We start from the raw sequence: 26,249 nt of genomic DNA on the forward strand, positions 1-26,249 counted from the left end.
GCTGTGCGCCCGCCGAATCGAGCATGTCCGAGATCATTCAACTTAGCGCAGAGGTGCCGTCCGAACTGGGCGGTCAACGCCTCGACCAGGTCGCCGCCCAATTGTTCGCCGAGTACTCGCGTTCCCGGCTGACTTCGTGGATCAAAGAAGGCCGCCTGACGGTCGATGGTGCCGTGGTGCGCCCTCGAGACCTCGTCTATGGTGGCTCGCAACTTGTCCTGGAGGCCGAGCAAGAGGCCCAGGGCGAGTGGGTCGCCGAAGATATCGAGCTGGATATCGTCTACGAAGACGACCATATCATGGTGATCAACAAGCCTGCCGGGCTGGTTGTGCACCCGGCCGCCGGGCATGCCAGCGGGACATTGCTCAATGCACTGCTGCACCACGTGCCTGACATCGTCAACGTACCGCGCGCCGGTATCGTCCACCGCCTGGACAAGGACACCACCGGCCTGATGGTAGTGGCCAAGACCTTGCAGGCGCAGACCCGGCTGGTCGAGCAGATGCAGGCGCGCAAGGTCAGCCGCATCTATGAGTGCATCGTGATTGGCGTGGTCACTGCCGGCGGCAAGATCGATGCCCCGATCGGCCGCCACGGCGGCATGCGCCAGCGCATGGCGGTCACTGACGGCGGCAAGCCGGCGGTCAGCCACTACCGTGTGCTCAAGCGCTTCCGCTCGCACACCCACGTGCGGGTCAAGCTGGAAACCGGCCGTACCCACCAGATTCGCGTGCACATGGCTCACGTTGGCTTCCCGTTGGTCGGCGACCAGACCTACGGCGGGCGCTTCCGCATTCCGCCGGCCGCCAGCCCGACCATGGTCGAGGCGGTGAAAACCTTCCCGCGCCAGGCACTGCATGCACGCTTCCTGGCATTGGCCCACCCGATTACCGGTGAGGTCATGAAGTGGGAATCGCCGCTGCCGGATGACTTCGTCTGGTTGCTGTCGCTGCTGAACCAGGACCGCGAGAGCTTTATCGGATGAGTGGCCTGACGCAGTCGCTGCTGTTCCCCGACTGGCCTGCTCCGGCCTCGGTGCGCGCCTGTGTCACCACCCGCCAGGGCGGTATCAGCCTGCCGCCCTATGAAACCTTCAACCTTGGTGACCATGTAGGGGACGACCCTGCCGCGGTGGCCGAGAACCGCCGTCGCCTGAGCGACGAATTCGCCATCCAGCCGGCCTGGCTCAAGCAGGTGCACGGGCTGGTGGTGGCGGATGCCAATCCGGCCGTGGTGGCCGAGGCTGATGCCAGCTGGACCGACCAGCCTGGCATCGCCTGCACCGTGATGACTGCCGATTGCCTGCCTGTGCTGTTCTGCGACCGGGCCGGTACCCGCGTGGCGGCGGCGCATGCTGGCTGGCGTGGGCTGGCCGGTGGTGTGCTGGAAGCCACCCTGGATCGCCTGGCACTGCCGCCCGAAGAGGTACTGGTGTGGTTGGGGCCGGCGATTGGCCCGCAGGCCTTCGAAGTGGGGCTGGAAGTGCGTGACGCCTTTACGGCGGTGCACCCGGAGGCGGGCAGGGCGTTTGTCGATGGTGCCCGGCCGGGCAAGCTGATGGCCGACATCTATGAGCTGGCGCGTATCCGTTTGGCGGCGCGTGGGGTGACTGCTGTTCATGGCGGTGGCTGGTGCACGGTCAGCGATGAGCGGTTCTTCTCCTATCGGCGTACCCCGCAGGGTGGGCGTTTTGCTTCCCTGGTGTGGCTGGAACCGCGCTAGCCCTGTACCGGCCTCTTCGCGGGTAAACCCGCTCCCACAGGCTAATCACAGGCCTTGAGAGCGGTGCAGGACCTGTGGGAGCGGGTTCACCCGCGAATGGCCCGGCGCCAACCCAACAGGTTGACTTCGGTCAACCCCGCTACGCTTGAATCTTCCAGAATCAGCCTTATCTATAAAGTCATCTCAGGCAGGTTTCTTCATAAACAGGCGCTGTCCATCGCTCCGACCTGCCCTTTAAAGGAAGGTACCCCATGCGAATAGACCGTTTGACCAGCAAGCTGCAGCTTGCATTATCCGATGCCCAATCCCTGGCCGTTGGCATGGACCACCCCGCCATCGAGCCCGTGCACCTGTTGCAGGCACTGCTCGAACAGCAGGGCGGTTCGATCAAGCCGCTGCTGATGCAGGTGGGCTTCGACATCAACAGCCTGCGCCAGGCGCTGGTGAAAGAACTCGACCAGCTGCCGAAAATCCAGAACCCCACCGGCGACGTGAACATGTCGCAGGACCTGGCGCGCCTGCTCAACCAGGCCGACCGCCTGGCCCAGCAGAAGGGCGACCAGTTCATTTCCAGCGAGCTGGTGCTGCTGGCCGCCATGGACGAGAACAGCAAGCTCGGCAAGCTGTTGCTGGGCCAGGGCGTGAGCAAGAAAGCCCTGGAAAACGCCATCAACAACCTGCGGGGCGGCGCGGCCGTCAACGACGCCAATGCCGAGGAATCGCGCCAGGCGCTGGACAAGTACACCGTCGACCTGACCAAGCGTGCCGAAGAAGGCAAGCTGGACCCGGTGATCGGCCGTGACGACGAAATCCGCCGTACCGTGCAGGTGCTGCAACGCCGTACCAAGAACAACCCGGTGCTGATCGGTGAGCCAGGCGTAGGTAAAACCGCCATCGCCGAAGGCCTGGCCCAGCGCATCATCAATGGTGAAGTGCCCGACGGCCTGAAGGGCAAGCGCCTGCTGGCGCTGGACATGGGCGCGCTGATTGCCGGTGCCAAGTACCGTGGTGAGTTCGAAGAACGCCTCAAAGGCCTGCTGAACGAGCTGTCCAAGCAGGAAGGGCAGATCATCCTGTTCATCGACGAACTGCACACCATGGTCGGCGCCGGCAAAGGCGAGGGCGCCATGGACGCCGGCAACATGCTCAAGCCGGCCCTGGCCCGTGGCGAGCTGCACTGCGTTGGTGCCACCACGCTGAACGAGTACCGCCAGTTCATCGAGAAGGACGCAGCCCTGGAGCGCCGCTTCCAGAAGGTGCTGGTCGAAGAGCCGAGCGAGGAAGACACCATTGCCATCCTGCGTGGCCTGAAAGAGCGCTATGAAGTGCACCACAAGGTGGCCATCACCGACGGCGCCATCATCGCTGCGGCCAAGCTCAGCCACCGCTACATCACCGACCGCCAGCTGCCGGACAAGGCCATCGACCTGATCGACGAAGCAGCCAGCCGCATCCGCATGGAGATCGACTCCAAGCCGGAAGTGCTCGACCGCCTCGACCGCCGCCTGATCCAGCTGAAGGTGGAATCGCAGGCGCTGAAGAAGGAAGAAGACGAAGCGGCGAAAAAACGCCTGGAGAAGCTGACCGAGGAAATCGAGCGGCTGGAGCGTGAATACGCCGACCTGGAAGAAATCTGGGCCTCCGAGAAGGCCGAGGTGCAAGGCTCGGCGCAGATCCAGCAAAAGATCGAACAGGCCCGCCAGGAGCTGGAAACCGCCCGTCGCAAAGGCGACCTGAGCCGCATGGCCGAGCTGCAGTACGGGGTGATCCCGGACCTGGAGCGCAGCCTGCAGATGGTCGACCAGCACGGCAAGACCGAGAACCAGTTGCTGCGCAACAAGGTCACCGAGGAAGAAATTGCCGAAGTGGTGTCGAAGTGGACCGGTATTCCGGTGGCCAAGATGCTCGAAGGCGAGCGTGAAAAGCTGCTGAAGATGGAAGAGCTGCTGCACCAGCGCGTGATCGGCCAGAGCGAGGCGGTAACCGCCGTGGCCAACGCCGTGCGCCGTTCGCGTGCCGGGCTGTCCGACCCGAACCGGCCGAGTGGTTCGTTCATGTTCCTTGGCCCGACCGGGGTGGGCAAGACCGAGCTGTGCAAGGCGCTGGCCGAGTTCCTGTTCGACACCGAAGAGGCGATGGTGCGCATCGACATGTCCGAGTTCATGGAGAAGCATTCCGTGGCTCGCCTGATCGGCGCCCCACCAGGCTATGTCGGGTATGAAGAGGGCGGTTACCTGACCGAGGCGGTACGGCGCAAGCCATACTCGGTGGTGCTGCTGGACGAGGTGGAGAAGGCCCACCCGGATGTGTTCAACGTGCTGCTGCAGGTGCTGGAAGACGGCCGCCTGACCGACAGCCACGGGCGCACCGTGGACTTCCGCAACACCGTGATCGTGATGACCTCCAACCTGGGCTCGGCGCAGATCCAGGAACTGGTGGGTGACCGCGAGGCACAGCGTGCGGCAGTGATGGATGCGGTGGGTTCGCACTTCCGTCCGGAGTTCATCAACCGTATCGACGAAGTGGTGGTGTTCGAGCCGCTGGGCCGTGAGCAGATTGCCGGCATTACCGAAATCCAGCTGGGCCGCCTGCGCAGCCGCCTGCTGGAGCGCGAACTGTCGCTGAGCCTGAGCCCGGAGGCGTTGGACAAGCTGATTGCCGTGGGTTACGACCCGGTGTACGGCGCACGGCCGCTGAAGCGGGCGATCCAGCGCTGGATCGAAAACCCGCTGGCGCAGTTGATCCTGGCAGGCAAGTTCATGCCGGGGACGGCGATTACCGCCAAGGTGGAAGGCGACGAAATCGTCTTCGGCTGATTTGTTGCACCATGAGCCCCGCATCTGCGGGGCTTTTTTTTGCCTGTGCCGGCCCCTTCGCGGGTAAACCCGCTCCCACAGGATTACCTACCGCTCAAAGGCCTGTGCAGTACCTGTGGGAGCGGGTTTACCCGCGAAGAGGCCGGCACCGCCCCAGCAAATCCGGGTCTTTCCAGCCTTCCTGGATAACCTGCTGAAATTTTTGAAATTTTTGCTTGCATCTAAAAACGAGTGCCCCTAATATACGCCGCGTTGTCAGGCACTAAGCGAATCACCAGCAACACCGGTGACCGCAAAATAACTTACAAATCAGTAAGTTGAATGAAAAAAAGTGGTTGACAAGCAAAACGAAGAATGTAGAATAGCCGGCCTCAGCAGCTGCAACGCGAAAGCGGATAGCCAAAGAGACCGAAGCTAACACAAGCTTCGAAGCTGTAAAGATGTACCGAAGTTCAGTTCCGCGATAGCTCAGTCGGTAGAGCAAATGACTGTTAATCATTGGGTCCCTGGTTCGAGTCCAGGTCGCGGAGCCAATCTCGGGGTGTAGCGCAGTCCGGTAGCGCGCCTGCTTTGGGAGCAGGATGTCAGGAGTTCGAATCCCCTCACCCCGACCATTTTCCGGGTCGTTAGCTCAGTTGGTAGAGCAGTTGGCTTTTAACCAATTGGTCGTAGGTTCGAATCCTACACGACCCACCATGTAAAAAGGGCATCTCAAGCGAGATGCCCTTTTTCTTTAAGTATCACGGGGTGTAGCGCAGTCCGGTAGCGCGCCTGCTTTGGGAGCAGGATGTCAGGAGTTCGAATCCCCTCACCCCGACCATTTCCGGGTCGTTAGCTCAGTTGGTAGAGCAGTTGGCTTTTAACCAATTGGTCGTAGGTTCGAATCCTACACGACCCACCATGAAAAAAAGGGCATCTCGCATGAGATGCCCTTTTTTTTGCGTTGAATTTATCCCACAAGAATGCGCTCTTGGGCCCACACAGTCCTGTGTGGGAGCGGGTTCACCCGCGAATGCGGCAGCAGGTTCACCATCGCATTCGCGGGTAATCCCGCTCCCACAGGGCATGCTGGTGTCTGTCAGTGCAGTTTCAGGCGCGGCTCGGTACCCCGGCCAATCTTGCTACCCAGCATCATCAACGCCGTACGGAAGAACCCGTACAACGCCATCTGGTGCATCCGGTACAGCGACACATAGAACATCCGCGCCAGCCAGCCCTCCAGCTTCACGCTGCCCATCAGGTTACCCATCAGGTTGCCCACCGCCGAGAAGCGCGACAGCGACACCAGCGAACCGTAGTCCTTGTACTCATAGGTCGGCAGCGGCTTGTTCTCCAGCCGCGCCTTCAAACTCTGCGCCAGCATCGAAGCCTGCTGGTGCGCCGCCTGGGCGCGTGGCGGCACGTTGCGGTCGCTACCCGGTTGCGGGCAGGCGGCGCAGTCACCGAAGGCAAAGATGTTGTCGTCGCGGGTGGTCTGCAGGGTAGGGCGCACCACCAGCTGGTTGATGCGGTTGGTTTCCAGGCCATCGATGTCCTTGAGGAAACCCGGCGCACGGATACCTGCCGCCCACACCTTCAGGCTGGCCTGGATCACTTCACCGTCTTTGGTTTTCAGGCCATCCTCGGTCACTTCACTGACGGCGGCGTTGGTCATCACCTTCACCCCGAGTTTTTCCAGGGTCTTGTGCACCGGCACGCTGATGCGCTCTGGCAGCGCCGGCAAAACGCGCGGGCCCGCCTCGATAATGGTGATGTGCATGTCCTTGGGCTGGATGCGGTCCAGGCCATAGGCCGCCAGTTCGTGGGCCGCGTGGTGCAGTTCGGCTGCCAGTTCCACACCGGTGGCACCGGCACCGACGATGGCCACGCTGATTTTCTCGCTGGCCACATCACCGGCATGGGCACGCAGGTAGTGGTTGAGCAACTGCTGGTGGAAACGCTCGGCCTGCTTGCGGGTGTCGAGGAACAGGCAGTGCTGCGCCGCGCCCAGGGTGCCGAAGTCGTTGGTGTTGGAACCCACGGCAATGACCAGCGTGTCGTAGCCCAGGGTGCGCGCAGGCAGCAGCTCGCGGCCCTCTTCATCGAGGGTGGCGGCCAGTTGAATCTGTTTGCCTTCACGGTCCAGGCCGCTCATGCGCCCCAGCTGGAAGTTGAAGTGGTTCCACTTGGCCTGGGCCACGTAGTTCAGTTCGTCTTCCGAGGAGTTCAGCGAGCCGGCGGCCACTTCGTGCAGCAGCGGTTTCCAGATGTGCGTGAGGTTGGCGTCGACCAGGGTGATTTCGGCCTGCTTGCGCTTGCCCAGGCTTTTACCCAGGCGGGTCGCCAGTTCCAGGCCGCCGGCGCCGCCGCCGACAATCACGATGCGATGAGTCATGGGGATATCTCATAAGGTTTACGGAATTCGTGGCCCCGGGGGCCGGCCGCAAACTGCACGAGGGGAGGGCGAGCGCGAAGCAGCTCATAGCACCAGTCCACTGAGCAGGCGGCTGATGAGACCCAACCCGATGGTCACGGCCACCACCAGCACAAGGAGCAACCACGGCCGGAAGGGCCTGCGCTCGACTTGGTGCTGGGGGGCTCGCAGATACTCATCGACACGACGCTGATCTTCCGGATTCAGGCGGCTGGTCATGGTGGGGCCTCGTCAGGTAGACGTTTGTGACTGCGTAAACGCTACAGCGTTCACGCAAGCGCTTGAAACAAATGATAAGGCTTTCTATCTCTGGCGCCGAGTGTACGCCATCGCAAACACTCGCTGCAGTGGATCAAAGACTGATGCCCACATCGAAAACAATGCTGCGGCCCAGGTTGCCACGCAGGAAGTCCGGCGCGTCGGGGTGGGCGAACAGCACCCGGGCAAAGGTCGGCCCCACCAGCGACAGCGAGCGCCAGCCCTGGCGCAGGTATTCAGTGGGCGGCGGGAAGTGGGTGTTGAGGTCGAGTACTTCGCGCTTGAGGCTGGCGAAGGCAATGATGTCCAGCTCGTTCAGCTCCAACCCGCGTTCCCGGTAGTTGTGCGCCTTCTTGCGCAAGGTCGGCGCCAGGCGCCCCAGCAGCTCGGTGGCACTGATGCGCCGCGGGCGCGCTTCGCGGCGTACCAGCTGCGCCAGGGAAAACGCACTGCGCCGACGTTGCAGTTCTTCGCGCCATTCATCGTTGAGCCGGCGGCCCTCGTCGAGCACGAAAAACACCTCGAAAGCCGCGTCGCGGAACAGCACGTCTGGTGGTTCCTGCCCGGCCGGGGTGAAGTCCTCGCTGCGGTAGGGGATGTTCAGCCCCTGCAACAGGCGTTGGCACACCCAACGCTCCCGCTCCCACTTGCGGGCGTTGGAGAGAAAGGCATTGGCTTGCTCCGCCTGGATGGTAAGCAGGCGCAGGTAGTCTGAGTCATCCATGCAGACAAGCTTAGCCGCTAATCGATGACGATAAGATGCTGTTTGTGCGCAGAAATCAGCTCAGCACAGGCCACTGCTGCACCACCCCCAGCAGATGCACCAGGCCAAACCCCAGGCAGATCAGCGAACTGACCACAATGAAACGCCGCGAACGCCCGGTGCCCGCCAGCAACAGGGGCCCCAACAGGCCACGCACCAGGTACACCAAGGTGATCAGGCAGATGGCCGGCAGCAGCAAGGGCAGCCGTCCGATGGCCCCGGCAGCTGACAGCGCATAGGCCGACCAGGCCAGCAGCACGCAGGCGATGGCTGCAGTGATCAGCCCCGGGTACCAGCGGCCCTTTTCGGCGGCCACGGCCATGCGCTCACCGGCGCCGAACAACCGGTACCAGCGCGGCCCGACGGCGATGATGGCCAGGTGAAGTACGCCGATGATGGCGTTGAGGGCTGCTGCCAGCAGCAGGGCGAGGTTGATTCCTTCCGGCATGAGCAATGCTTCCTGCATCGTATGAAGGCGCTAGCCTAGCGCAACCGAATGAAACGGAGAATGGGTGTAGACTCGCGTTATCCACATGGCTGCAAGGGGTATTCGTCAGGTGATCAGCGCGCAGGTGTTGTCCGGCACCACCCTTACGCTTGGCTGGCTGGGTTATGTGCCGTTGCTGGTCTGGGCGGTCAGCCGGGTTGGCTGGGTTGAGCTGTTCACTGACCGGCGCCGCCAGCATCTGCTGTTTGGCACGGTGTTCTGCCTGTTTGCGCTGTGGCTGGTGCGGCGCGATTTCGATACCGGGGTGTCGTACCACTTCATTGGCATGACGGCGGTCACGCTGCTGCTGGACTGGCCACTGGCGGTGCTGGGTGGGTTCATGGCCCAGCTCGGCTTGCTGGTGCTGGGGCGCCAGGACCTGGCGGCGCTGGGGGTGAATGGCTTGTTGCTGGTTGGCCTGCCGGTGCTGATAGCCGAGGCGTGCGCGATAGCGGTCGAGCGCGCCCAGCCGCGAAACCTGTTTGTGTATATCTTCTGTTCAGGGTTCTTCCCGGCGGCACTGACGGTGCTGGCCTGCCTGTCGGTCGGGCTGGGGCTGTTGTGGCTGGACGGGCGCTTCGCCATGCCGGAGTGGCTCAGCGACTTTGTCGGCTACCTGTGGCTGATGATGTTCCCCGAAGCGTTCATCAACGGCACGGTGATCAGTGCGCTGGTGGTGTTTTGCCCGGAGTGGCTGGAAACCTTCAACCGCACGCGGTATCTGCAGGCACCGTGGAAGGAGGATGAGCGGTGATTTTGTGGCGGCTGTACTGGCCCTTTCGCGGGTAAACCCGCTCCCACAGGTGCTGCACCAGCCTTGAAAGCCGTGAGGTCTCTGTGGGAGTGTTTTGCCCGGAGTGGCTGGAAACCTTCAACCGCACGCGGTATCTGCAGGCGCCGTGGAAGAAGGATGAGCGGTGATTTTGTGGCGGCTGTGCTGGCCCTTTCGCGGGTAAACCCGCTCCCACAGGTGCTGCACCAGCCTTGAAAGCCGTGAGGTCTCTGTGGGAGTGTTTTGCCTGGAGTGGCTGGAAACCTTCAACCGCACGCGGTATCTGCAGGCGCCGTGGAAGGAGGATGAGCGGTGATTTTGTGGCGGCTGTACTGGCCCTTTCGCGGGTAAACCCGCTCCCACAGGTGCTGCACCAGCCTTGGAAGCCGTGAGGTCTCTGTGGGAGCGGGTTCACCCGCGAAAGGGCCCTGAAGGGCACCTTGTTATCGGCTCAATGCCGCGGCTCCAGGTCCCCCGAATACAGTTCATCCTCGGAATCTTCCGCCCCCGGAATCTTGTGCTCCTCCGCCGCCCAGGCCCCCAGGTCGATCAGCTTGCAACGGTCCGAACAGAACGGCCGGAACGGGCTTTTCTCGTGCCATTCCACAGGTGCGCCACAGGTCGGGCAATCGACGGTCAATGGCTGGCTCATGGCTGGCCTCCTCGTAAAGTCAGGTAAAAGTGGTGCAGGCGGTCAATCTGCTCATGCAGCGCGGCCAGGTCGCCGTCATTGACCACCACATCATCGGCATGGCGCAGGCGCTCCTCGCGGGCCAGCTGGGCCTTGAGAATGGCCTGCACCTGCTCGGCGCTGGTGTTGTCACGTGCCAGGGTACGCGCCACCTGCAGCTCCTGCGGCGCATCGATCACCAGCACCCGCTGGGTTTTCTGGTGCTGCCCCGACTCGATCAGCAGCGGCGACACATACACCGCATAGGGCGACTGCGCCTTGGCCAGGTAGCTGAAAATTTCCTGCCCGATCAACGGGTGCAGCAATTGCTCCAGCCATTTGCGCTGCGCCGGGTCGGCGAAGATCAGCTGGCGCAGGGCGGCACGATCGAGTTGGCCGTCCGCCTGCAGCACGCCGGCACCGAAGCGCTCGACGATGCTGGCCAGGGCCGGGCGGCCAGGCTCGACCACCCAGCGCGCCGCCTGGTCGGCATCGACCAGGTGCACGCCAAGCTCGACGAAACGCTCGGCAGCGGCGCTCTTGCCGCTACCAATGCCGCCGGTAAGGCCGAGAATCCAGGGGGTAAAGGCCGCAGTGGTCATCAGAATCCAAGCAGTTGTGTGTATGAAGCGTATATTTCATCACCCCAGAGCACGGCAATCCACCCCGCAATCGCCAGATAAGGGCCGAACGGGATCGCCGTGCCCATGGCATGCCGGCGCAGACGCAGCAGGCACAGCCCCGTCAGCGCCCCCACCACCGACGACAGCAGCAGGGTCACCGGCAACACCTGCCAGCCACCCCAGGCCCCGATCAGCGCCATCAGCTTGAAGTCGCCATAGCCCATGCCCTCCTTGCCAGTGACCAGCTTGAACAGCCAGTACACCGTCCACAGGCTGAGGTAACCGGCAACCGCGCCCCACAGCGCACTGGCCAGAGGGACGTAGAGGCCGAAGGCGTTGACGATCAGCCCCAGCCACAGCATTGGCAGCACCAGCACATCCGGCAGCAACTGGTGCTCGGCATCGATCAGGCTCAGGGCCAGCAGGCACCAGGTCAGCGGCAGTGCCAGCAAGGCCTCGGGCGAAGCCCCAAAGCGCCAGGCCACCACCAGCGACAGCAGCGCGCTGGCCACCTCCACCAACGGGTAGCGCGGGCTGATGCGGGTTTTGCAGGCTGAGCAACGCCCGCGCAAGGCCAGGTAGCTGATGACCGGAATGTTCTCCCACGCGCGAATCCGATGCGCGCAATGCGGGCAGTGCGAGGCGGGTAGCCACAGGTCGAAACGCTCGTGTGGCGTGGTCGGCAACCCCAATACCTCTTGGGCCTCACGCTGCCATTGCCGCTCCAGCATGATCGGCAGGCGGTACACCAGCACATTGAGAAAGCTGCCCACCAGCAGGCCGAGCACGCCGGCCAGGGTGAGGAAGTACGCCGGCTGCTCAGCCAGTAAAGTCCATAGAGTCATGTTCAGATCAAGCTACCCAACTGGAAGATCGGCAGGTACATCGCCACCACCAGGCCGCCCACCAGCAGGCCCAGGACCAGCACGATGGCCGGCTCCAGCAGGCTGGTCAACTGGTCCAGCGCCTGGCTGACCTGTTCCTCGTAATGGCTGGCGGCTTTTTCCAGCATCTGGTCCAGCGTGCCACTGGATTCCCCGATGGCCGTCAGTTGCACCAACAGCGGTGGAAACAGCGGCTCAGCGGCCATCGCCTGGTGCAGCCCCTGCCCATTGGCCATGCCCTGGCGCAGCCGCAACACCGCCTGCTCATGCAGGTCGCCGCCACTGACCCTGGCTACCGTGCCCAGCGCATCCAGCAACGGCACCCCGGCGGTGTAGGAGGTTGCCAGGCTGCGCGCAAACCGCGCCAGCGCCGCCTGCCCCAGCAGCGTGCCGAACACCGGCAAACCCAGCACTTGGCGAGATATCCACAGGCGCGCTGGCGCGTGCTGCCGGTAGAGCTGGCGCAAGGCAAAACCCAATGCCACGCCCATCACCAGCAACAGCGGCGCAAACCGGCTCAGCCCTGTGGACAAGTCGATCACCCATTGGGTGAAAGCCGGCAACGCCGCGTCCATGCCAGAGAACATACTCTCGAATTTCGGAATCACCTCCAGCAACAAGATCGCCGACACCCCCAGCCCGGTCAGCAACAACAGCAGCGGGTAGATCATCGCCTTGCGCACCTTCTTGTACAGCACCCGACGCTGCTCCAGCATGCCCGCCAGCTGTTCCAGCTGCCGGTCGAGCGTGCCGGACTGCTCACCCACCCGCACCAGGTTGCAGTACAACGCATCGAACCAACCCGGGTGGCGCTGCAACGCATCCGCCAGCCCCAGGCCCGAGGCCACATCCTGTTTCAATCTCTCCAGCAACACCGCCTGCGCCGCATCGCAGCCACTGCGCCCCATCACCTCGAACGCCTGCAGCAGCGGCACCCCGGCCTTGAGCAAGGTCGCCAGCTGCCGGCTGAACCCCGCCGGGTCGGCCTTCTCCCGCCGTTTCGGCAAACTGCACGTCAGCCCGCCGGCAGGCCGCAAGCCGGCTACCCTGATGCCCTGGCGGATCAGCCCGGCACGCACATAGGCCGGGCTGCGCCCGGGCGTTTGGCCGCTGACCGGCGTGCCGTTGGCGTCGGTGCCGTGCCAGGTGTAGAGGCGTGTGGATGGGGTCATGCAAAGGTCCTTTTCCTGCCCGTGCGACAAGCCTGGAAACAGCTTGCCGCGTCCATGCAAGGGCGCGCGTCCGTGATGCTCACTAGAGTAGTTCAGCGAAGACGACGCCCAAGCGGGCAGGGGTGACAAAAGGTGTCTGTTCAGGCCTACTGCGCCGCTGCCAGCCGGGGTCGAGCCTGACCTCAACGAGTACGCGTATCAAAAAGGAAAACGTTCATGAAAGGGCAACGCGGTATCACCCTGATCGAACTGATGATCGTCGTCGCGATCATCGGCATTCTGGCGACCATCGCCTTACCGATGTACACCAACCACCAGTCACGTTCCAAGGCCGCGGCCGGGTTGCTGGAGATCAGCGCGCTGAAGACGGCGATGGACCTGCGGTTGAATGATGGGAAGGATGTGGCGGATGTGGCCGCGTTGGGTGGCCAGCCGGCGACGGCGCATTGTGCGATCACGGCTAGCGGCAAGGCGGCGGATGGCACTGGGAGCATCGTTTGCACGCTGGTGGATGCGCCGGCCAATGCGCTGGGCAAGGCATTGACCCTGACGCGTTCGGCTAGTGGGTGGGCGTGTACGACCGACATCGAGGAAGACCTGGCGCCGAAGGGGTGCAAGGCGCCTTGAGGGTAGGGCAATAAGTCAGGGGAAACAGGGGTTTGCGTAACGGGTGCGAGCAGTGGTACGTTGCGCTACACGCCGGTGTAGCTCAGTCGGTAGAGCAGCGCACTCGTAACGCGAAGGTCGCAGGTTCGATTCCTGTCTCCGGCACCATGAAATCTCCATGAAACCCTTTAAATCAAGGGTTTGCGGCCTCTAAAGCCCCTCTCGCGTGGTAACCTTTGTGGTAACTACTCGATGAAAGCTAGCTTTGGCCCCCTCCAAGTGAACCTCCGCTATACCTACTCCCGCAAAGGGACGCTGTACTATCAGCGGCCTATTCCGAAAGAACTCCAGCCCCGATACGGCAAAAAGCTCGTGAAGGTTAAGCTCAAGAGCGCGGACGTGCTCCTGGCAAGCCGTGAGGTGGATCGCTTGAACCGGCAGGTTGAGGCGGAGTGGGAACGCCTGCGGGCAGAGCCTACATCCTCCCCACAAGCCCTCAGGGCTCATGCCGTGTCCCTCCTGCGCGATTGGGGGCTGGCCGATCAGTCCGCGAAGAATGATCCCTCCATCGTGGAGGTGTTCTTCGACTTCCTCGATGGCAAGCGGCCAAATCATGCTGTGGAAGATGAAGATCAACGTGCGCAACCAAACCCCGTGGACTACCTTTCACCGACTGAGCGGGAAGCCGCCAAGCTGCTAGCAGGGCGGGTTGAGGCACGGTTGAGCGATGCACTGGAGTTCTACCTGAACACCCACACCAAACGTGACGATGCCAAGTTCTCCGCTGATGCTCGTCGAGTGTTCGATGGACTGATGAATGTGCTTGGTGACAAGTCCTTTGAGTCGGTCTCTCGTGCGGATGCGAGGGCTTATGTTGATGCTGAACTGGCTCGCGGCTCTGCAACCACCAGCGTTCGCCGCAGGCTGTCCACCATCGTTGCGGTGTTCACCCGCTACGCACGGGAGCATGAGCTTTCCAGGCCGAATCCGTTTGCTGAGCTAAAAATCGCGGGCGAGGGCAACGACTCGAAAGAGCGCCGACCATTCACCCCTGAGGAGCTACAGAAGACGGTGGCGAGGTGCAGGGAAATGGACGATGAGCCGCGCTGGATCACGGCGATGCTGGTGGACACTGGGGCCCGTCTGGCGGAGGTGGTAGGTCTGCCTCTCGATGACATCAAGCTGGACGCTGAGGTGCCTCACATCGTCATCCAGGAGCACCCTTGGCGTTCGCTTAAGAGCAAAGACAGCAAGCGTGTGGTGCCACTCGTTGGAGCGTCTCTGTGGGCAGCCGAACGCGCTTTGGCAAGCTCCCTCCCCGGTGCGATTTATGCGTTCCCTAAATACACGTCTGCGCACGGGTGCAATGCCAACAGTGCTTCTGCCACCATCGCCAAGTAGCTAAGGGGACAGGGGGTTCCTCACACCGCTCATGAGCTTCGTCACACTATGGCTGATCGGCTTCGAGAGGTTCAGTGTCCCGAGGACGTGAGGAAGACTATAGGTGGCTGGGCTAGCGCTGACGTAGCGAGCCGATACGGCAACGGTTACTCACTGGCCGTCATGACTAGCTGGTTACAGAAGGTCGTTTCTCAGTAGCGCTGGAGTCGTGCGGGGGCGATAAGGTCCCCGTTGGGTGCGAAGTCGAACTCCCTCAATTTTTCATCAGTAAGAATCCGCACGGGAGAGCCATCCTCATCCAGCACTACCAGACGATGAGTACTGCTATCAGTTATCTGAAAGGTACTCTTATGAATGAGGTATGGAATCTCATACTCAAGTCCATGGATCTGAGCAAGTATCCCATTCGTGAGGACGTAGTGGCCGGGAAGCCAGTAGCAGGCTCGGCAGACATTGTCCTCTCCCCTCGATCCGTGACCTTTTGAAGTGAGTTCGAATATTGATGTGAGCGGTTCCCCATGTGCATCAAAAATCACATCAATCGCCCCGTCAGTATCAATTGAGTTTTCCCCAGGAGGGATGAGGGCTTTCAAGCTGGAGAGGCCTTCTGAGGTCCAGTGAACAACCCAGCGAGCGTCTCCATACAGTGGGATGCAGTGAGTACCGGTGAAGTTAATCGTTTTGACGAAGCCTTGCTCATCGGTGGGGGTGCTCTCCCTTAGGCCGCGTAACAGGATCTCCTTCCCATGAGGCATGGACTTCGAAGCATTTGCATACTGGCGTGCAGGCTTTGTGTAGTCCGTGGCAGACCAGAACACGCCCTTACCTACGTCTGACAGGTCAAGGAGAGCCCCTGCGAGCTTCTGTAGATCCGACCGGCCGACTTTACCTCCTCTGTGGGTGTAGTCCTTGGCCTCACCCATAGTTGTCGACCCTTCTGACTGGTGAAGAACGTCGATCTGGTAATTGCTCCCGGATGCGGCTCCTTTGAGTGCTGCGTCATGAGTAATATTGCCACCCTGGTTTTCTACGAATGTAGCGATGGCGGCGAGCCGCTCAAAGGCTGTGCCTGCCTTATTGGGCGATGATCCAAATATCTCACGATAAAGCTCATCGATAGGGGAGGGCATGGTTCTTCCTGATGATTCTGATGCCATGGATGTGGTTCGGTGACAGTTGATGGTGACGTTAAACAAAGACGCCGCCACAATCCAGCGGCTGATGGCCACAGTTAGAACCAGCCAGTCCTGATTTGCAGCTTTGTCGCGCTCCGCGAGGTGCCCGCCTTTTTCGAACTGTGTGTCCTCGCTGCGTCTGACCATAGAGGAGGCTCAATTCATGCACTGCCCCGCCAAGACAAGCGGTACTAGAAATCCCTCGGTCGTGTACGAGGCTTAGAGGGGGCATTGCCAGCCCTTCCTAAGCGCACTCCATCATGGAAGGAGTACAGATATGTCGACCTTATCTTTAGCAGGAAGCACCCACGCAATCAGCAGGCATGATTTCGAGCAGAATCAGGAGTGGCCCGATACGCCTCAGAACCGCCGATTACTGGCTGCATACGGGGCCGCTTGTGAGCGGTCGTCCACCTCTGCTATCGCTGCACTGAACGCAGAGCGAGGAGGCTGGACTGACGTTGACCAGTACAAGGCTAAAGCTGCGCACTGGGAAACAGTGGCGAACACTCTCGTGGCGGTGTTGGGCATGGAAATCGATAAAGGACGAGAGGAATTACTACTCCCTGATCCTTGGCAGTAGCCAAGAATTGGCCGGGCAGTGGCAGACGATACACCCCAGCCCTCCCGTGGGACCACATTAGGATCACCCAGCCGTGATCCGGGGGCTTCATCACGTTCTTCGTGGTGCCGGACTTGTTCCGGACTGTGGGCATCCTCGCTGCGTCAGATCATGGGCCATCTACCCTTGAGCGACCACTGAGACCACGGACCACCTTCACCACCAGCAATGGGGGGGAGGGGGGCATACTGGGACTCCTGCTGGTCGATCATGGGTAGTGCCCTTAGGGGCATCTCTAAGGTGTTTCTATGGTGGTGGTGCCCATCATCACTCGCTGTTCGCAACCGTGTGGGAAGAAACTCAAACTTTGCCAAGCGCTATCACCTGCGAGCACAGATCATGGCTGACCAGACCTGAGGGCAAGGTCTCCCCCTAATCGCATTGTTCGGAGTAGGCGTTAATTGCATCGTCTTCCGAAAGCATGAAGTCCTCAACCCATGCCTGGGTTTCCGATTCTGTGCGAAGGTTCACCAGCGTCTGCATACCGTATGAGAGAGTCCCCGCAAGCTTATCTCCCTCCATAGGATCATCCCCCCCGTACCACTCCAGGACCGCATACCCTTGAGATGCGGAGACGATGTAGTAGTCACATCCAGACTTGTAGTAAGCCACGACTCCAATTTCAGCATACGCAGCACCGCTACCCAGTAACATTTGGGAAGCAGCAGCAATCCCAGCTATCCAAACCTGTCGCCGCATTCATCAGCCTCCGTGGAAATTTCACTCACCTTAGTCGAGCTTCGTAGGCCCGACAGAGCCCTGCAATCGTTGCTCCCATAGCCGCGCATGTATTCCGGATTGGGTGGTCTCTCGCATAAGTACTGGCATCTGACAGGGAGCCGACGAACGAGATCATGAGCATCCTTGCGAGCCTATATGAATGTGACTATTACTTTAGGTCACCAGCACGGAGGCATGAAGTATGCAACCAAGATTCGTTATCGTTCCAGGCATCCCAAAAGATGAAGAGTCGTTCCGCGTTGGCGTTCGTTTCTGTGCAGCAACCATCTCAGGCGGGTACGACATCTACGATAACCAAGAGAAGGTTCGCATCAAGCGTGGTTTCTCTGACCGGGCCTCAGGTGAAATGGAGTGTGCGAAAATGAACTCCGAATCACGCAATCCAGATGAGCTCTTTCCATTGCTCAGAACAGATTGATCCGCGCCACATGCACGCCCTCATTTAGGTCCTGACTCGTCGGCCAAATAATTTGCCTGAAAAAATTTGAAAGCCCACCTCGAAAGTGCCTGGCTCGCGATACCCCCCATGACCCCCGTGCGCTCCCGCTGAGCTGCACCCGCAACACTCCGCCCCTGAATCTCAGGCGCATCTCACCACCTACCTGACCACTCCCGGTCCGACCAGGCTGCTGGTCATCACTCTCAATCCCAAGCCTCATTGGCAAACCCTCTGGAACCACGCCCAGGCCCCGTAGCGGGGACTTGGTGCTGGGCTGTGGAGGTCGGCCAGAAGGTTTCCCAATAAGGAATCGCCACACCACGAACATCGAACACATCGCCGCAGGCACGACTCTGACCACGATCAGCGGACTGCCTGCTATGTCCTCTCAGGAGATTGCACAGATCACTGGGCGGCAACACAAGAACGTCCTCCGCGACATCCGCAAGATGCTGGACCAGATAGGGATGACGGACATCGGCTCAAATTTGAGCCGCTCTCCCAAGTGGGTTCAAACGCTATTCTCTGATGCCCGTGGAAGGAAGCGGCCCACCATCATCATGGACAAGGAACTGACATTCACGCTGCTGGCAGGCTACAGCTATGCCCTGAGCAACTTGATTGTGAAACGCTGGCTGGAGCTGGAGGGCAGCGGCTTTCTCCGTGTGTCCGTAGCAGAAACCGTGGCTCACCTGGTGGAACGAGAGAAGGATGTCCGCAGGCTTGCCCTGAAAGAGCTTCGAAGGCTGCGCTGATTGAACAGGCAACTCATCGGATTCCGATGTGTTTAAGGCGAGTAGGGAGCGGTTCGAAATAGGTATGGATGACCAGAACCAGCGCAAGCGTGTGGATGATGAGATTCGCCCGTTCCTGACCCAAGCGGATGCCGGTGAACTGGACCAGAAGGGCTTTAATGACTGGGCGCAGAAGAACGAACGGTGGGTCACGGCCAACACCTGGAATGCGATCATCAACCACAGCCAGTCCCAGTTGAATCAGCGGCAGAACAACATTGCTCGGTTCCAGCTTCTCTCCTCGGCACAGCAGTCCACGGCGAATGCTCAGCAGGCGGCACGGGTAGCCATCGACCAAGGCAACCTGGCGTATCTCCAGCCTCAGCAGGTGATGACGCCCGAAGGCAAGATGAAGGCTTTCGAGACTGAGCAGTACGCCCAGCAGTACATGGCAAACCGTGTCCAGCAGGAGCAGATGCCGTTCGACAAGCAGGTGCAGTTCTACTCCACGAACAAGGTGGATAACCCGCAGTGGAAGAGCATTCTCCAGTCGGGTCTCACCAACCTGGCGTCCCTCGGCTGGACCCCGGACGGGAAGCAGCAGGGCCAGCTTAACCAGCAGGGCCAGGGCGCAATCGACACCTTCAACCACATCAACGCGGTGAACCCCGCATACGCCCAGCAGCTTGCCGGTGGGGCATACCAGAAGCTCTCCGACATCCAGTTCCTGATGGAGAAGGGCGGGTTCCCCGATGCCAACTCAGCGGCATCCCTGGTCTATCAGGGCGGCAACTCCGGTGTCACCGAAGCCGATATGGGGGCCATGAAGGCCAACGTGGCGAGCGCTGTGAATGACGTGGTGAACCCTCATTGGTACTCCAGGATGGGCCACTGGATGCAGGGAGTGACGGGCAATGACCAAACGAATTTCACGGCAGTCCAAGCTGACCTGCGGCGGTTGTCGGAGCTGTTGATGAAATCTGGGCAGGTGCCGGACACAGACCATGCGGTCCAGGCCGCGAAGCAGTACCTCAGCGATCCGAACGTCTCCACGAACATCAACAACACCGTGTACCTGAATAAAGACCTGCCACAAGTCCCCAAGGGAGAAGACCGGGGGACCTGGGTGGAGAGGTTCATCAATGAAGTGGCGGGGAAAATTGCGGAAGATCAGGGCATTGGCAAAGGGAGCATCCGCATGGAGCCCAACACCCGGGGTGGCTACACAATGTGGACGGGCGGTGTGCCCTTGGTAGATGACAGTCACCGTGTGATGGCTTACAGCCGGTCACAGGTGGAACGCTGGATCAACCAGACGTACCACTCTGATCTTGCTTCGAAGGTTACTGAGGCAAACGCAGAGCACGCGGCAGAGGTGCAGAGAGCACTGAATCCTGCCGTACCAGATACCTTCAATAATTGATCTGACCGAGCTATGGATGAGCTAACCGCTTGTCCTGGTCGTCGGCCGCGACTTACAAAGCCGCCAGCCCAAAAAAGAGAAGCGAGCAGGGCTGAGGGAACAGTTCTTGTTAACCGTTGGAGGAATGTGTCAGTGTTTCCCAAAGCACGCGCCATCCTCCGGAGCCAGCTAAGCTGCCTAGCACAAGGAGCGCCGCTTCAAGATCGTAATCCCTAGAGGATCTTGCCTAGGGGCGCGTATGAATAGAAAGAAAGGAAGATATGATAAACCGCATTAAACCCCTAGATATTCAGCTTGCTTACTGGCTTTCACGTCAGACCTCGCGGACTGGTGTTCGGCGGGTCGCTCAATTGGACGCTGCACTTGGAAGCGACATTGGAATGGTGCGTTCCGAAAACCAAGATCGGGCTGTAGTTGCGCAAGGGTGGGACTCATCTGGCAGAAGATTCGCTTTGGCTGTCGTTGCCGATGGTATTGGTGGTATGCGGGCAGGTGCTGCATGTGCATCACTGGCAGTTAGTTCATGTGTTTCGGCTGTCTACGATTCTGCTCAGAGTGGGGTCGTAGCTTCAGAGAAATGGCTTACGGATGCATTTGCTTCTGCGAACAATTCGGTATTTGAGCAATACCATGGTGAAGGCGGTTCCACTTTAGTTGCCGCATTGATCAGGCCCGGCTATCCAACGTGCTGGGCCAGTGTTGGTGATAGTCGAGTATACATTTCAGAAAATAAGTCGGTCCATCAGCTCTCTGTAGATGACACAATTGCTGGGCAGCTTGATAAATCCATAGGAAGTCCGGAGCAAAGCAAATTGCTTCAGTATGTAGGCATGGGGTCTGATTTAGAACCTCATGTTCATGCTTTAAAGGAGGGGCAGCAAGGTAACCTTATTCTTGTCTCTGATGGAGTCCATTACCTTGGTAAAAGCTCAGACTGGTTCGAAAGATTAATTTCATTCTCTCCTGATGCTGGAAGCTGTGCCAAGCGGTTGATTGAGCTGGCCAATTGGTGTGGGGGGCCAGATAACGCTACGGTGGTCATATTGCCGACGAGTTCTCAACAGCAGCCGATTCCGCCTGCATTTGATTTTCTTGAGATTTGGGATTCTTACGGGGAAGTCCAATTTTTTGGGCAGTTATCATCGAAGGCTGAGCCCGAAGAGAAGGCTTTAACAGGCCGGGGCGAGGAACTGCTCAAGCCGGGTCGGATTACTATATCGCGCATTAAAAAAGCTGTGGTTTCGGAGCGCTCGGCAGGTTCCTCATCAACCACGAAAAAAGACAAGATAAAAGTTGTTGAAAATAAAAAGAGTAGAGCGTTGAAAAAGGCTGAGGTAGAAGAGCCGCAATTGACTATGGAATTCCCTAATAGAAAAAGATAACAGGAAGTTAGTGATGCTAATTGCCGATCGCTATGAGACAGCGGGTGTTGCGCATTTTGGAGGGATGGGGAAGGTACTGCAGTGTCGAGACATAGTTTTAGAACGCCAGGTTGCGTTGAAGATCATGCCAGGGGATGCCAGTCGTAGGCGTATCAATGACGAGGTTGGTGCATTATTTAAAATGCGCTCAAAGAATGTGGTGCAGCTTTACGATGTCCTGCAGGTCGGAGGAGAGTTGGCGATTGTCCAAGAGTATGTGAGTGGGGCTGATCTCTTCGATGATTCAACAAGCCCACAGTCTCTTTCTGACTACCTTAAGATGCTTTGGCAAATAGCTTCGGGTTTGTCCGATATTCATAAGCTCGGTGTAATACATCGAGATATCAAGCCAAACAATATGAAAGTAGACTCGGAGGGCGTGCTCAAGATTTTTGATTTCGGTTTGGCACGCGATGAAGGAGACGGCGCTGCTACTATGGGTTTCGTGGGGACCCACGGATTTGCTGCTCCAGAGCTATATGGCCTCCAAGTACGCTTCACAGCAGCGGTTGATGTGTTTGCTTTTGGTGCCACAGCCTTGTTCTTAGGGTCTCGCTCTCTGCCGGACGAACTGTTAAACAAGCCGCCAACTCGATTGAATGGAAATGTTTTTGCGAAGCTAAAATGGGGAGTGAGCACAATTGTCGCTCAGATTCTCCAGGATTGCCTAGATGTAGATCCAGCTAAGAGGCCAAGCATGGCTCAAGTACGTGACGTCTTGGCAAAGTATTTGCTTCAAGATAGGCACAGGGCTCTCGTGGTCTACAATAATACACCGTCCTTCCTAGATTCGAATAATCGCTCAGTTGTCCTCAACTTGCCAAATATTGGTTTCGTTGAAATACATTACGATGGATTTGACTTTGTCGTTGTCGCTACGAGTGGCGATGTATTCATCAACAATATGCGGGTTTCGGTGGGATTCAAGCTTCCCGGTGCTTGTGTTGTTGCTCTAGGTGCACCGGAGCACAGGGCGAAACGTCGTTATATAACGTTTGATCTCTCTCATCCGGAGATAGTATTGTGACTGGTAAGCTAGTTTCGGGAATGCTTGTGGGTGATAGGTATGAGGTGGTTAGCTATCTTGGTGAGGGGGGGATGCAGTATGTCTATGTTGCACGAGATTCAATTACCAATAGGATGGTTGCATTAAAGACTCCTAAAAACCATTCCGCTGAGAAACGGTTTCATCGTAGTGCTGTGGTTGCGGCCAAAGTCAATCACCCTAATGTCGCGAAAACCCTTGATTATCTTACCTTTGACGGTAGTCAGTTTTTAGTCGAAGAATTGATAGATGGGCAAGACCTAAGGGCGGCTCTTCTTCAAGACTCCGAATTTATTGATCCCTACTTGGCGGCCAAGGTCTTTCACCATTTAGCCAAAGGAGTGGCGGCTGCCCATCATGCAGGAGTTATACACAGGGATTTAAAGCCTACAAACGTTATGGTGATCGGCGACTATTCGTTGCTGGAAATAAAAGTTACAGATTTCGGCATTGCAAAAATGGCTGAAGAAGAACTACTTGAAGCGGTTGAGGGAGGGGATGAGAGCTTAACTACGTCGCAGACAGCTGTAGGAGCCTTGCCCTATATGGCGCCAGAAGCCATTGACACGCCACGTTCAGTTGGCCCGGCTGCTGATATCTGGTCAGTTGGCGCAATGATGTTCCATCTGCTAACTGGCGACTACCCATTTGGCCAAGGGTTACGCGCTGTCCCTAAAATTATAAACGCCAAATTTCCGTTGCCGCCAGGATTCCTACTAAGCAATCCTCAGTTCGCCCCTTTGGCAATGGAGCTGATACAAATAATTCGTTCCTGCTTAAGTAAAGATCCTGACGCCAGGCCTACAGCAGACCAGCTGGTTCAAAAATGCAGTGAGCTTTGCTATTCAAATTCAACGAGGCAACGTGGCGTGGTAGACAGCTATATGTACAATGCCTTCGGATACATAGCTAGCACTGACGGAAACGTATTTTTTCACAAGGACTGTGTATACGGGGAAATGCCAAAGGTTGGCGAAAATGTGATTTTTGCTAGCTACGATGGGGGCGGAGCTCCCCGAGCATTGCCGGTTGTTAAAATTCGGTGAGAAAAGAGGCTGCTGGGTGAGGTTGAGGCCCACAGCAGCTTTTAAATAGCCAGTTAGACCGTGCAGCCTGGGAGGACAACACTTAGCCCAGGCGTGAGCGGTGTTGTCCCGCTTTCAAACATCTCAAGAGGTCGAGCGCGTCTCCAACTCCGCCTGTAGAGCGGAAATCTAACGGACCTACGCCAAGCGCTTCGCCTACAGCATCCACGTACGTATACATGTGGAAAAAAAATTCTTTGCGTTCCTCATCCGAATGAACACCTAACACCAACTTGTTCAGCGCTGTGTCCCAATCTGAATGGGCAACAATTCGATGGCGGGCATCTTTGAGTTTTTGGCCGAATTCCAGCATTCCTGCTGCGGAACGCTCAATCACCGTGTTCATGAGGCCATCTGACTTGAGTTTTTCATTGAGGCCTGAAATGGTCAAATTTTGACGCCCCATTCCTTGGGGACGGTCAGTCAGTCGGTACACATTCACAACAAAGTACTCAATGAGAACTCGATTGAGGTCTTCAAAAAAAATTGGGGCCGTGCGCCTCATTAGAGAATCGCGCTCAGAATTTTCTGACTCAAATAGAACATTCATGTAGTTGAAGGTGGTCTGCAGCCAGATGCAGTCATCTCGAAGCGTCAAGAATGCTTGAACAAGCTCATGCGACATATCCCATACTCCGTGGCTCGTCGGCTACACGCCTGTGGTCCGAACATCCTCGCACAGGAGCTTTCGTCGCAGCGAGTGAGGTCAGCACTTTAGTGAAGGTTGTTCCCCCTCTTACGGTATAGCTCTTCGCACGGTGTGTGCATCCGCACTGCCCAAAGCAGTTTTTGCTCAGGCTGATAGCAGGGTGCTAACCGCTGGGTGGGCTGGGGAGGTCAGGTAGCGAGATTCTTGAAGGAGTTGGGCTTGGCTCGAAGCTGGTGGTAATCCTGTGGTAACCTCGCCAGCCCTACACGCGATTGCACCTGAATTCATTGGTCGCCACACCCCGGTTCGATTCCTATCGTTCCTGTCTCCGGCACCAGAATCAGTTGGCCTATGGCGATTTCTCGCTACCAGGCACCAATAGAAGCCCGCCTTGCGCGGGCTTTTTTGTTCCCGCTTTTTTCCCCATGGATCTGCGTGTTTTTGACTTTATGGTTCGCAGTTTTCCACTTAGGGTTGCACGCCATTTTTAGATAATGGTTAGCTGTAGTTCAGGTTTTGGCCAGTGTTTACGGGGTGAGAACAGAAATTTTTCTAGATAATGATTTTCCCGTTTAGAGATAATTTTGAGATTCCCCAGTTTTCTCACCACGACCTGTAGCTACTGACCCCGTCCTTCGACTCGCCGCTGGTTGACGTTCTGGCCGAGCTCGAGTTTCTGTGCAGGCTGAGGCTGGAAGGGGACACTCCACCTCAGGTGTTCTTTCAGCTGAAGGCGCTGCCCCACACCCTGGAAAGCTTGGGGTCTGCTCGAATCGAGGGCAACCACACCACGCTGGCCGACTACATCGACAGCAAGGTCGAAGGGAAAGCCCAGAGCACCGACCAGTTGATGGAAATTGCCAACATCGAGAAGGCGATGGATTACATCGAAGCGGTGATCGAGCCCGGTGCAGACCTGACAGAGCATATGATTCGAGAACTGCACGCCATGCCCGTACTTGGGTTGCAGCGTGAAGGCGATAAAACGCCAGGCGCCTACCGGGAAGGGGCAGTCAGGATCGCCCAGGCGGAGCATCTGCCTCCGGACGGTGTGCTGGTGCCGCAGTATATGCAGGAGTTGGTCAGTTTCATCAATCGCGACGATTCCCCTAAATACGCGCTGATGAAGGTCGCCCTGGCGCACCACCGTTTCGGTTGGATTCACCCATTCGGCAATGGCAATGGGCGGGTGGTAAGGCTACTTACCTATGCGCTATTGATGAAGTACGGCTTCAACGTGAACACGGGTGGTCGGGTGCTCAACCCCACAGCGGTGTTCTGCAATGACCGGGACAAGTACTACACCATGCTGGGGCTTGCCGATACTGGCACCACAGCAGGGCTGGAGGCATGGTGTAACTATGTGCTGCAGGGTATCCGCGACGAGCTGGAGAAGGTGGACAAGCTCACCGACTATGGTTACCTCACGAAGTGCATTCTGTTGCCGGCGGTGAGTTTTGCACGCAGCCGGGAGTGGATCACCGAGACCGAGGAACAGATCCTGGTCAGCGTCATAAAGATGAAGGTCGTGAAGTCGAGTGACATTGCCAAGGCGCTCCCCGCGCTCACGGCTAACCAACGGACTTATCAGATCAAGAACCTGGTAGAGCAAGGCATGCTTCTGCCAATCAACCCAGGTTCGAGGCAATACACCATTGGCTTTTCCAACAATTACCTGGTGCGTGGGGTCATTAAGGCGCTGAGGGAGCAGGGGTTCATTCCAGAGCCACTTGATAGACCGTGAAAATTGCAAGATCGGCACTACTTGAGCTTGAGATCGTCTCCAGTCTTGAACATTAAGGCAAAAATGTAAGCACGATGCTCGAATGTTCCACGCCCTGTGTGGGAGCGGTCTGTCGCGAAAGTGCCGCAAGGCGGCCCCGGCAATTCTTGCCCCACCGCTGAACTGTGCCCTGCAACACAGTTCCCTCTCCCCACGAGTTCTTTTCAAGATACTTCGGAGCAGCTTTTCAAAGCATGCACAGCCGGGCAGTCGGGCAGGTATCGCTACCCGGAAAATTACCCCGTACCTGTATGAGCAACTGTCTTGCTCAATTTCTAAAAGCTAGCGCGATCCCTGTGGGAGCGGGCAAGCCCGCGGTACAAACCGGAGACATCGTTTACATTTCAAACCGGGGACATGGTTTACGATGTAAAGGATGTCTCCGGTCGTACACTGCGAAGGGCTGCAAAGCAGCCCCAATCAAGCCGGAAAATGTTAACTGACAGGCATTAGTGCTTGCCCTCAAACCGGGCGAAGCCCGTGCCATGCACCGAGATACTGACCCGCCGTAGGCGCGTAGAAAGACAGTGGCAATACATGTTTC

The 26,249-nt window shown here is 58.4% G+C and carries 24 protein-coding genes, 6 tRNA genes and 2 pseudogenes; 22 read left to right on the forward strand and 10 right to left on the reverse strand.

Annotated features, from left to right (window positions below):
* Nucleotides 1–23 precede the first annotated feature (23 nt).
* From rluD to J5M71_RS19915, 8 genes are all read left to right on the forward strand, one after another.
* Nucleotides 24–986: a 23S rRNA pseudouridine(1911/1915/1917) synthase RluD gene (gene rluD / locus J5M71_RS19880; RefSeq protein WP_063911740.1), complete on the forward strand. Its 963-nt coding sequence runs from the start codon at nt 24–26 to the stop codon at nt 984–986.
* Entirely contained in the window at nt 983–1,723 is a 741-nt protein-coding gene (gene pgeF, locus J5M71_RS19885; RefSeq protein ID WP_207835507.1) for a peptidoglycan editing factor PgeF, read from the forward strand. Before rluD ends, pgeF begins: the two co-directional genes overlap by 4 nt.
* A gap of 251 nt (nt 1,724–1,974) precedes the next feature.
* A complete protein-coding gene (clpB, locus tag J5M71_RS19890; protein WP_063911148.1) occupies nt 1,975–4,539 on the forward strand; it encodes an ATP-dependent chaperone ClpB in 2,565 nt (854 codons plus the stop codon).
* A gap of 457 nt (nt 4,540–4,996) precedes the next feature.
* A tRNA-Asn gene (locus J5M71_RS19895) sits at nt 4,997–5,072 on the forward strand.
* A gap of 4 nt (nt 5,073–5,076) precedes the next feature.
* Nucleotides 5,077–5,153, forward strand: a tRNA-Pro gene (locus tag J5M71_RS19900).
* A 6-nt stretch (nt 5,154–5,159) separates the two neighbouring features.
* A tRNA-Lys gene (locus tag J5M71_RS19905) sits at nt 5,160–5,235 on the forward strand.
* Between the two features lie 47 nt (nt 5,236–5,282).
* Nucleotides 5,283–5,359 (forward strand) — tRNA-Pro (locus tag J5M71_RS19910).
* A 5-nt stretch (nt 5,360–5,364) separates the two neighbouring features.
* A tRNA-Lys gene (locus J5M71_RS19915) sits at nt 5,365–5,440 on the forward strand.
* A gap of 177 nt (nt 5,441–5,617) precedes the next feature.
* Here J5M71_RS19915 and J5M71_RS19920 read toward each other — a convergent pair.
* The 4 genes from J5M71_RS19920 to J5M71_RS19935 form a co-directional block, all read right to left on the reverse strand.
* A complete protein-coding gene (locus J5M71_RS19920) occupies nt 5,618–6,913 on the reverse strand; it encodes an NAD(P)/FAD-dependent oxidoreductase (protein ID WP_063911149.1) in 1,296 nt (431 codons plus the stop codon).
* Nucleotides 6,914–6,997: 84 nt separating this feature from the next.
* Nucleotides 6,998–7,171 carry a DUF3094 family protein gene (locus tag J5M71_RS19925; protein WP_013970765.1) on the reverse strand — a complete coding sequence of 58 codons (174 nt, stop codon included), beginning with the start codon at nt 7,169–7,171 and terminating at the stop codon, nt 6,998–7,000.
* Between the two features lie 133 nt (nt 7,172–7,304).
* Entirely contained in the window at nt 7,305–7,934 is a 630-nt protein-coding gene (locus tag J5M71_RS19930) for a DUF1780 domain-containing protein (RefSeq protein ID WP_013970766.1), read from the reverse strand.
* A 55-nt stretch (nt 7,935–7,989) separates the two neighbouring features.
* Complete coding sequence (locus tag J5M71_RS19935; RefSeq protein WP_063911150.1) at nt 7,990–8,421, reverse strand: hypothetical protein; 432 nt, start codon at nt 8,419–8,421, stop codon at nt 7,990–7,992.
* Nucleotides 8,422–8,506: 85 nt separating this feature from the next.
* Between J5M71_RS19935 and J5M71_RS19940 the strand changes: the two genes are divergently transcribed.
* From J5M71_RS19940 to J5M71_RS29345, 3 genes and pseudogenes are all read left to right on the forward strand, one after another.
* The gene (locus tag J5M71_RS19940; protein ID WP_063911151.1) at nt 8,507–9,214 is read left to right on the forward strand and encodes an energy-coupling factor ABC transporter permease; all 708 of its coding nucleotides are present in this window, start codon (nt 8,507–8,509) and stop codon (nt 9,212–9,214) included.
* Nucleotides 9,215–9,303: 89 nt separating this feature from the next.
* A pseudogene (locus J5M71_RS29340) lies at nt 9,304–9,381 on the forward strand (hypothetical protein); the annotation flags it as partial.
* Between the two features lie 89 nt (nt 9,382–9,470).
* Nucleotides 9,471–9,548, forward strand: a pseudogene (locus J5M71_RS29345) (hypothetical protein); the annotation flags it as partial.
* Nucleotides 9,549–9,683: 135 nt separating this feature from the next.
* Here the strand turns inward: J5M71_RS29345 and yacG are convergent.
* Genes yacG through J5M71_RS19960 form a run of 4 tightly spaced genes read right to left on the reverse strand, consistent with a single transcriptional unit; the run spans nt 9,684 to nt 12,581 of the window.
* Nucleotides 9,684–9,884, reverse strand: a complete 201-nt coding sequence (gene yacG, locus J5M71_RS19945) for a DNA gyrase inhibitor YacG (RefSeq protein WP_063911152.1) — start codon at nt 9,882–9,884, stop codon at nt 9,684–9,686.
* A complete protein-coding gene (gene coaE, locus J5M71_RS19950; RefSeq protein WP_063911153.1) occupies nt 9,881–10,504 on the reverse strand; it encodes a dephospho-CoA kinase in 624 nt (207 codons plus the stop codon). Before coaE ends, yacG begins: the two co-directional genes overlap by 4 nt.
* Nucleotides 10,504–11,370 carry an A24 family peptidase gene (locus tag J5M71_RS19955; RefSeq protein WP_207835509.1) on the reverse strand — a complete coding sequence of 289 codons (867 nt, stop codon included), beginning with the start codon at nt 11,368–11,370 and terminating at the stop codon, nt 10,504–10,506. Before J5M71_RS19955 ends, coaE begins: the two co-directional genes overlap by 1 nt.
* A gap of 2 nt (nt 11,371–11,372) precedes the next feature.
* Nucleotides 11,373–12,581 (reverse strand): type II secretion system F family protein, encoded by a 1,209-nt coding sequence (locus J5M71_RS19960; protein ID WP_207835510.1) that lies wholly within the window; start codon nt 12,579–12,581, stop codon nt 11,373–11,375.
* 216 nt (nt 12,582–12,797) lie between these two features.
* On the opposite strand from J5M71_RS19960, the gene J5M71_RS19965 reads away from it, so the two are divergent.
* From J5M71_RS19965 to J5M71_RS19975, 3 genes are all read left to right on the forward strand, one after another.
* Entirely contained in the window at nt 12,798–13,208 is a 411-nt protein-coding gene (locus tag J5M71_RS19965) for a pilin (protein WP_015268865.1), read from the forward strand.
* 71 nt (nt 13,209–13,279) lie between these two features.
* Nucleotides 13,280–13,355, forward strand: a tRNA-Thr gene (locus tag J5M71_RS19970).
* An 84-nt stretch (nt 13,356–13,439) separates the two neighbouring features.
* Nucleotides 13,440–14,588, forward strand: a complete 1,149-nt coding sequence (locus tag J5M71_RS19975) for a DUF6538 domain-containing protein (protein ID WP_207835511.1) — start codon at nt 13,440–13,442, stop codon at nt 14,586–14,588.
* Between the two features lie 191 nt (nt 14,589–14,779).
* On the opposite strand, the gene J5M71_RS19980 is transcribed toward J5M71_RS19975, so the two are convergent.
* Nucleotides 14,780–15,910 carry a restriction endonuclease gene (locus J5M71_RS19980; protein ID WP_207835539.1) on the reverse strand — a complete coding sequence of 377 codons (1,131 nt, stop codon included), beginning with the start codon at nt 15,908–15,910 and terminating at the stop codon, nt 14,780–14,782.
* Between the two features lie 130 nt (nt 15,911–16,040).
* Here J5M71_RS19980 and J5M71_RS19985 point away from each other — a divergent pair, with 130 nt between their 5' ends.
* The 7 genes from J5M71_RS19985 to J5M71_RS20015 all read left to right on the forward strand — a co-directional run bounded on the left by J5M71_RS19985 (nt 16,041) and on the right by J5M71_RS20015 (nt 23,234).
* Complete coding sequence (locus J5M71_RS19985; protein ID WP_207835542.1) at nt 16,041–16,346, forward strand: hypothetical protein; 306 nt, start codon at nt 16,041–16,043, stop codon at nt 16,344–16,346.
* A 961-nt stretch (nt 16,347–17,307) separates the two neighbouring features.
* Entirely contained in the window at nt 17,308–17,544 is a 237-nt protein-coding gene (locus J5M71_RS19990) for a hypothetical protein (protein WP_207835544.1), read from the forward strand.
* 401 nt (nt 17,545–17,945) lie between these two features.
* Complete coding sequence (locus tag J5M71_RS19995; protein ID WP_207835553.1) at nt 17,946–18,320, forward strand: Rha family transcriptional regulator; 375 nt, start codon at nt 17,946–17,948, stop codon at nt 18,318–18,320.
* A 64-nt stretch (nt 18,321–18,384) separates the two neighbouring features.
* Entirely contained in the window at nt 18,385–19,722 is a 1,338-nt protein-coding gene (locus tag J5M71_RS20000; RefSeq protein WP_207835566.1) for a hypothetical protein, read from the forward strand.
* A 260-nt stretch (nt 19,723–19,982) separates the two neighbouring features.
* Complete coding sequence (locus J5M71_RS20005; protein WP_207835568.1) at nt 19,983–21,104, forward strand: PP2C family serine/threonine-protein phosphatase; 1,122 nt, start codon at nt 19,983–19,985, stop codon at nt 21,102–21,104.
* 13 nt (nt 21,105–21,117) lie between these two features.
* Complete coding sequence (locus tag J5M71_RS20010) at nt 21,118–22,170, forward strand: serine/threonine-protein kinase (RefSeq protein WP_207835570.1); 1,053 nt, start codon at nt 21,118–21,120, stop codon at nt 22,168–22,170.
* Nucleotides 22,167–23,234, forward strand: coding sequence for a serine/threonine-protein kinase (locus J5M71_RS20015; RefSeq protein ID WP_207835576.1), 1,068 nt, complete (start codon nt 22,167–22,169; stop codon nt 23,232–23,234). The genes J5M71_RS20010 and J5M71_RS20015 overlap by 4 nt, the downstream gene beginning before the upstream one ends.
* An 82-nt stretch (nt 23,235–23,316) precedes the next feature.
* Here J5M71_RS20015 and J5M71_RS20020 read toward each other — a convergent pair whose 3' ends face one another.
* Nucleotides 23,317–23,898 (reverse strand): hypothetical protein, encoded by a 582-nt coding sequence (locus J5M71_RS20020; protein WP_207835579.1) that lies wholly within the window; start codon nt 23,896–23,898, stop codon nt 23,317–23,319.
* Between the two features lie 646 nt (nt 23,899–24,544).
* On the opposite strand from J5M71_RS20020, the gene J5M71_RS20025 reads away from it, so the two are divergent.
* Nucleotides 24,545–25,666 (forward strand): Fic family protein, encoded by a 1,122-nt coding sequence (locus J5M71_RS20025; protein WP_243434280.1) that lies wholly within the window; start codon nt 24,545–24,547, stop codon nt 25,664–25,666.
* Nucleotides 25,667–26,249 lie beyond the last annotated feature (583 nt).

This window comes from Pseudomonas sp. 43(2021), from assembly GCF_017490805.1.
GTDB lineage: Bacteria > Pseudomonadota > Gammaproteobacteria > Pseudomonadales > Pseudomonadaceae > Aquipseudomonas.